This window comes from Parabacteroides sp. AM58-2XD (genome assembly GCF_003463685.1).
Taxonomy (GTDB): Bacteria; Bacteroidota; Bacteroidia; order Bacteroidales; family Tannerellaceae; genus Parabacteroides; species Parabacteroides segnis.
Map to the genome: position 1 here is coordinate 23,798 of NZ_QSDP01000079.1, position 6,349 is coordinate 30,146.

Below are 6,349 nucleotides of genomic sequence, written 5' to 3' on the forward strand. Positions count from 1 at the left end.
GGAAACGGGTACGGAAGGTTTCTGAAGTTGTTTCTTCCGGCTGCCACGAACCAGGTGATCCAGCATATCTTCGGAAGCCTTATCCATCTTTGATTTGGATAACTGCCCCAGATATATTTGTGTCGTTTGCAAAGACATATGACCGAGCGACTGGCTGATAAACCCCTATCTCCGAACCCGATTCCAGCATCAGCGACGCCCAACTGTGGCGCATCACATAAGTGGTCAGGGGATAAGGAAGGTTCAGTCTGTCACCGATCTCTTTCAGATACTCGTTCACACGATGTAAAGACGATTGAGCCGTCAACACACCTTTCCCAACCAGCTTTTCGTGCAGGAACGGGAATACCCAGCGAGAATCTTTCCGTTTGTACAACTGCATAATATGCATCAACGAAACACATGCCACGGGCATAGAAAAGGAAAAGGGAAAGGGAAAGATGAAGAGCCTGCCTGCTTGTATCTTCCGCTCGATCAAGCGATTTACGCAATCGCGTAACGGAGGATAAATCTGCTTAAATTCTATATCCATCATAATTGTTGATTTAGTTCGGCAAAAATGCAAGTAAATTCAATAATATGTCCGGTATATAGAAACAAAAAGAAAACAAGATAGTTTGACTATCAAACCGAATTGAATGAAAAAGGATCTGAAAATATGCTTATTTATCCAACAATGTATTTAGCTTTCCGGCCGACAACCTTATAGATCATATAAACAATTGCCCATGAGACGTTGAAAGCAACGACAGCAGCCAGCGGAATCTGCAAACAAACCGGAATGCCGATCGTACGCATCAGGATCACACTCGGACCGGTAAAGAAAAAATGTACCATATAGATACCGAAACCGCAAAGTGTCAGATTGGCCAGCGCTTTCTGAATGGTAACCGACTGTATATTCACTTTCTTCACCAGCATAAAGATCGGGGCAGTCATCATCACGACATTAAGAGAGTTGTAGGTAAAAAACAGTTCCAGCAGTTCATCGCTGTATTCCGGCAATGAAGTTACATGGCGGAACCCGGTGAAAGTAACGGCATAGCCGATCAGGAACATCGGGACACCGATAGCCAGTATCTTTCCGACCGGCCATTCCAGCTTGCGCAGGTAATGGCCCAGCAGCAGATAACCGTTGAAACCGGCAAAGTAGTATAACATACCGAACGAGTTCCAGGAACAGGTTCCCCACAGGTATTGCGATACATATTCATTGTAATAAGGAAGAAGAGTTGTCACTCCCCAGGCTGCCAGGAACCATAGCTTTGCTTTATCAGATGCTTTTTCCACCCAGGCAGAGAAGATCGGCAGATACAGATACAAGCCGATCAGCAGATAGATGTACCACATATGTACATCCAGCAGGGAGAAGTTGAACGGTATCTCAGCGATATTTTTCAATGAAACACTCAAAGCCTGGTGGGTTGCTTCCTCTCCGGAGTAAGGGAAAAAGTCAAGTATCACTTCCGGACTAAGTCTTAACAGTCCTGTGATCCAGGGGAATAAATTGTAAAGGATCGACCAGATCAGGAACGGCCAAAGCACACGTGGGATACGTTTCTTATAGAAAACGGATGCTTCTCCATTGACCGGCAACAACAAGGCTCCGGTTATCATGACAAACAAGGGTACGCACGGACGGAGAAAAGCGCCATAGGCAGCTCCCCAGAATTTAATTTCGCCGATATTGGCAGGCAGTTCGCCCGTAAAGAAATTGAAAGGATCGGCACAATGGCAACAGACAACAGTGAACATCGCGACAAACCGCATTACATCCAGCCAGACAATATGCTTGTTGGCATTAAGGATAGCTTTGTTTTCCATAAGACTTAAAAGTTGATATAAGTTTGTAATTTATTTAGTCTAATTGTAAGTATCCGGCATAAAATAAAAAGCCTTTTCAACCATGTTTTAATTGAAAAGGCAAAAGTAAACATCTTAAAGCATTTATTTTTTGCTTTATAGCAAAAATTATGATCTTTATTGCTTATTTATGCAGCGCTTCAATCAGCAGAGTGATATTGGCTGTAAACAACCTAACGGATATTGCCAACAGGATAATGCCGAAAAACTTACGGATGATATAGATACCGCCTTTTCCCAGCAGATGTTCCACCTGCCTAGTCATACGCACCACAAAATAGACCCATAGCATATTCAGTATCAAAGCGACTACAATATTGATATTGGCATACTCGGCCCTCAATGAAAGCAGGGTTGTAAACGAACCGGCACCGGCCAGCAAGGGGAAGACCAGAGGTACCAGCGTGGCTTCCTTGATCGGCCCGTTATTCTTGAATATCTCGATATCCAGTATCATCTCCAGCGACAGCAGGAAAATAACGAATGCACCCGCCACAGCAAACGATTCGATATCCACATGGAATAGTTTCAAGAGAAAATCGCCTGCATAAAAGAAGCCGATCATCAGGATAAAAGATATAACCGTTGCTTTTAAAGCATTAACGTCTTTTCCTTTTTCCTTCAGATTGATGATAATGGGGATGGAACCAATGATGTCGATTACGGCAAACAGTACGATGAAAGCACTTATCATCTGTTGAAAATTAAAATCTGCAAACATATCCGGTCCTCCATTTAAAGTTATTATCCGTGAAGGTACTAATTTTCAATAAGAACATGTATCTTTGAATCCGATTTTAACAAAAAGTTATGGGCATAGTAATTGGTATAGACGTAGGAGGGAGCACTACCAAAATAGTGGGGATCGACGATAAGGAGATCCGGAATCCCATGTTTGTCAAGGCGACCGACCCGGTAACATCGCTGTTCGGTGCTTTCGGCAAGTATTTATATGAGAATGATATTCCCCTTTCCGATATAGAGAAAGTGATGCTTACCGGTGTAGGCAGTGCATACATCAATCAACCGCTCTATGGTTTGCCTACAGCCAAAACAGATGAATTTCTGGCTAACGGACTCGGGGCGCAATATCTGACGCAGCTGGATAAGCTGATCGTTGTCAGTATGGGGACGGGGACTTCGTTTGTAAAAGTGGACGGTCCGTTGATCGAACATATCGGCGGTATAGGGATCGGTGGGGGTACCATACTGGGCTTATCCCGGCTGTTGCTTAAAACGCAGGATTTTCACCAGATTGTCAAGCTGGCCCTGAAAGGAGATATAACGACTATAAACCTGCAAATCCAGGATATCTGCAATATACCTTTGCCCGGACTGCCTCTGGATGCGACAGCCTCTACTTTCGGAAAGGCCGGAGCCAATTCTTCGCAGGAAGACGTAGCGCTGGGTATTATTTACATGGTACTCCAATGCATCGGGCAATCAGTGATCCTCGCTGCACTGAACAGCGACATACATAATTACGTCCTGATCGGAAATCTGACGAAACTGCCGCAGTGTGAAAGTATCTTTCCCCGGCTGGAAGAAATGTACGGTGGTCATTTCCTGATACCGGAATATGCAGAATACCGGACGGCGATCGGTGCGGCACTGACCTATATTAATAACCGGCAACATCAGGAGATAAAATAGCCGGATAATTAAAAAAGCGTCAGCAGGCATATGAACCTTACTGACGCTTTCGATGGTATATTATCCAAAGTATAACCCTTGTTGTATTCCGTTGCTTACCAATATCTGCCCGTTCTTACGTTGTATATAAATTTTGTTTTCCCTGGCCAGCCATCCGATAGCTAAGGTGGTATCTTCGTGGCTCAGGTCAATCCGTCTGCTCAGTTCTGGTATTGTCAACTCTCTTCCTTCGTTCAGCACATGCCAGACTTTGCCGGCATTTTCTCCGATCTTCTCTAGTTCCATAATTATAATTTTATTAGATAATACATGTCCTCTTTCTAGAATAAAACAAAAGAGAACTCTTTCGGTTCATTTTTTCTTTCTTTGTTTAAACTTTTGCAAAGTACATAGATTTGAACGGAACGATCAATACCTATTATTGGGTTTCTATGTCCTGTTTTTGCGATTATTAGTGTAGAAAACTCAAATATACTATCTTTGAAAATCATTTATCAGGACAATATGGAGGCAAACATACAAATATTTGACATTTCCACGGATTTTATTGCAGGCGACAATATCACCGGAGACATGCTGAATCGCTACGTGCGCTTTTCATGTAAAATGAAAGCAGTGCTTTTTGCATTTTGTGTAGAAGGTTCTGTCCATGCTACAATCAACCTGTCTGAATACACAATCAAAAAAGATGATTTTATCACATTAACGCCGGACAGTTTCATCCAGCTTAATGACGTTTCTCCGGATGCTCATTTCTTCTATGCCTGCTTTTCGCAGGGTTTCATGGAGAATAATAACCTGGTCTTAACAACCGTACGGTTACTTCCTATACTGGCTGAGAATCCGGTCATTTGTTTATCGGAGGATCTTTCACAGTTATATCTGGATATCTTCAAACCGTTGATCCATGCTTATTCATTGCCTTGTACGCTGGAGAATAAGGAGATCATTAAATCTGTTTTCACTATTTTTATGCAAGGCACGGCCGAATTGTATAAGAATCACGGCAAGTGGAAAAGCGCATTGCATTCACGCAGTAAAGTGATGTGCCGTGAATTTATCAAACTGGTCATGTCGAATTATACGAAACAACGGAGCGTTGCTTTTTATGCGGAACATCTGGGTGTTACCGTTTCCCATTTTTGTTCGACCATAAAAAAGGAAACAGGAAAGACGGCGCTCGAAATAATAACGGCCATTGTCATGATGGACATTAAAGCACAGCTGAAATCAACGGAACTTCCGATCAAGGAGATTGCCTTTTCGCTGGGATTCAACAATATGTCGTTCTTTAACAGATATTTCAAAAGGCATACCGGCATGACACCCCAGGAGTACCGTAACAGTTAAGCTATAAATTCCTTACTGTGATTTCAGTATCCGGAGGAAATCATCTTTATAGCTGGACGATATTTCTATTTCCGTATTATCTTCCAGCACGATGTAACCGCCGGAGTTTTTGTGGTATGACCTGACACAATGGAAATTGATTATATGTGATTTGTGTACACGGACAAACGGGAACGGCAATATCTCGCTGAAATATTTCAGAAAGCGGCAGACCATCTTCTTGCTTTTATCTTTCAAATAGATATCGGTGAAATTTCCGTTTCCCTGCAACCGGATGATATCTTCCATTTTTATTACTTCAAATCCTTCGAGAGTAGGTAGGATCACCTGGCGCTTCTCTGGTTTCGGCTCACGCATATTTTCAATCAGGATCTGATTGCGATTGAATATCTCCCGGTTGACGATGTGTTGCTGTACCTTATTTACGGCAAGGATCAGTTCTTCGATGCTGACCGGTTTCAGCAGATAGTAAGCTGCACTCTGGTTCAACGCCCGGAGCGAATATTCAGAAAAGGCGGTGACAAATATGGTTTCGAAATACAGGTCTTTACATCCTTCCAATACGTCGAATGCATTGCCATAGGGCATTTCCACATCCAGAAACACCAATTGCGGTTCGAGTTCATGGAGTAAAGGGACGGCCGATTTACAGTCGTGGGCTTCTCCGACCACTTCGATGACCGGACAGTATTTTGCCAGATAATTCTTCAATGCCTCACGGGCAGCCGATTCATCTTCAACGATGACGCTTCTTATTTTCTGTAGCATTTCCATATTCAGAGTCTTCCGTTTTTATATATCGTTCAGACAAAGATACTATTTTAAGCCATAAAAAAAGGGGGTGTGTCAAAACTAAGACACATCTCTTTTTTTATCTTAAAATAGTCGTTCCTCTTTTTTTTGTCTATGCGACTATTTTTTCAGTAATTAGATAATAAGGCTTAATATTCGTCGTATGTTGAGTCACACGTGGTCTGATAAAGATAAATATAGTGTGTGCACTCCTTCTCTTTCCTGCTTTTAGTAGTTTTGTACACATCTTTTTGATATTAAAAGCTATAGCGAAGAAGGCAAAGTCCATAGTCACCTTGTCTTCTCCCACATGCCGGAACCTTCTATATGCCATGTTGTGTTTCATCTGTCCAAAAACTGCTTCCGGTTCTATACATCGCTTTCCCCTATGCCTGATGCCTTCTTCCGAGAGTAACCTTTCCCGTGCCTGTCGTTTGTATTGGTTTAACCGGTGGTTGACTTCTATAATACGGTTCCCCCGTGCTTTAAAGCAACTGCCACGTAAAGGACACCCTTCGCATCTTTGTGCTTTATACCGGGCACTTTCGGTGATGTATCCGCTAGCTGTTTTGTCACGTCTGGTTCCTATACGGTTCATGTGCTGCCCCATAGGACAAACGTAATAATCCTCCTCCGCATTGTAATGGAGACTCTCCGTATGGAATGGATTGGGAGTATAACGGGGACGCTG

General features: G+C 42.8%; 8 protein-coding genes. 2 read left to right on the forward strand and 6 right to left on the reverse strand.

What is annotated here, in order from left to right; all coding sequences use genetic code 11:
• Window positions 1–79: 79 nt before the first annotated feature.
• The 3 genes from DXA15_RS17505 to DXA15_RS17515 all read right to left on the reverse strand — a co-directional run bounded on the left by DXA15_RS17505 (window position 80) and on the right by DXA15_RS17515 (window position 2,584).
• A complete protein-coding gene (locus DXA15_RS17505) occupies window positions 80–535 on the reverse strand; it encodes a hypothetical protein (RefSeq protein WP_233567395.1) in 456 nt (151 codons plus the stop codon).
• A gap of 131 nt (window positions 536–666) precedes the next feature.
• Window positions 667–1,824, reverse strand: coding sequence for an acyltransferase (locus DXA15_RS17510; RefSeq protein WP_128134865.1), 1,158 nt, complete (start codon window positions 1,822–1,824; stop codon window positions 667–669).
• 163 nt (window positions 1,825–1,987) lie between these two features.
• Window positions 1,988–2,584 carry a MarC family protein gene (locus tag DXA15_RS17515; RefSeq protein ID WP_128134866.1) on the reverse strand — a complete coding sequence of 199 codons (597 nt, stop codon included), beginning with the start codon at window positions 2,582–2,584 and terminating at the stop codon, window positions 1,988–1,990.
• A gap of 89 nt (window positions 2,585–2,673) precedes the next feature.
• Between DXA15_RS17515 and coaW the strand changes: the two genes are divergently transcribed.
• Window positions 2,674–3,516: a type II pantothenate kinase gene (gene coaW / locus DXA15_RS17520; RefSeq protein WP_128134867.1), complete on the forward strand. Its 843-nt coding sequence runs from the start codon at window positions 2,674–2,676 to the stop codon at window positions 3,514–3,516.
• Between the two features lie 60 nt (window positions 3,517–3,576).
• On the opposite strand, the gene DXA15_RS17525 is transcribed toward coaW, so the two are convergent.
• Entirely contained in the window at window positions 3,577–3,801 is a 225-nt protein-coding gene (locus tag DXA15_RS17525) for a winged helix-turn-helix domain-containing protein (RefSeq protein ID WP_007656634.1), read from the reverse strand.
• A gap of 219 nt (window positions 3,802–4,020) precedes the next feature.
• Here DXA15_RS17525 and DXA15_RS17530 point away from each other — a divergent pair, with 219 nt between their 5' ends.
• The gene (locus DXA15_RS17530) at window positions 4,021–4,866 is read left to right on the forward strand and encodes an AraC family transcriptional regulator (RefSeq protein ID WP_186961896.1); all 846 of its coding nucleotides are present in this window, start codon (window positions 4,021–4,023) and stop codon (window positions 4,864–4,866) included.
• A gap of 12 nt (window positions 4,867–4,878) precedes the next feature.
• On the opposite strand, the gene DXA15_RS17535 is transcribed toward DXA15_RS17530, so the two are convergent.
• Together DXA15_RS17535 and DXA15_RS17540 are read right to left on the reverse strand one after the other, a co-directional pair.
• Window positions 4,879–5,640: a LytTR family DNA-binding domain-containing protein gene (locus DXA15_RS17535; RefSeq protein WP_128134869.1), complete on the reverse strand. Its 762-nt coding sequence runs from the start codon at window positions 5,638–5,640 to the stop codon at window positions 4,879–4,881.
• A gap of 130 nt (window positions 5,641–5,770) precedes the next feature.
• Window positions 5,771–6,349, reverse strand: a 579-nt coding sequence (locus DXA15_RS17540) for a transposase (RefSeq protein WP_199676349.1), incomplete at its 5' end; no start/stop codon positions are given.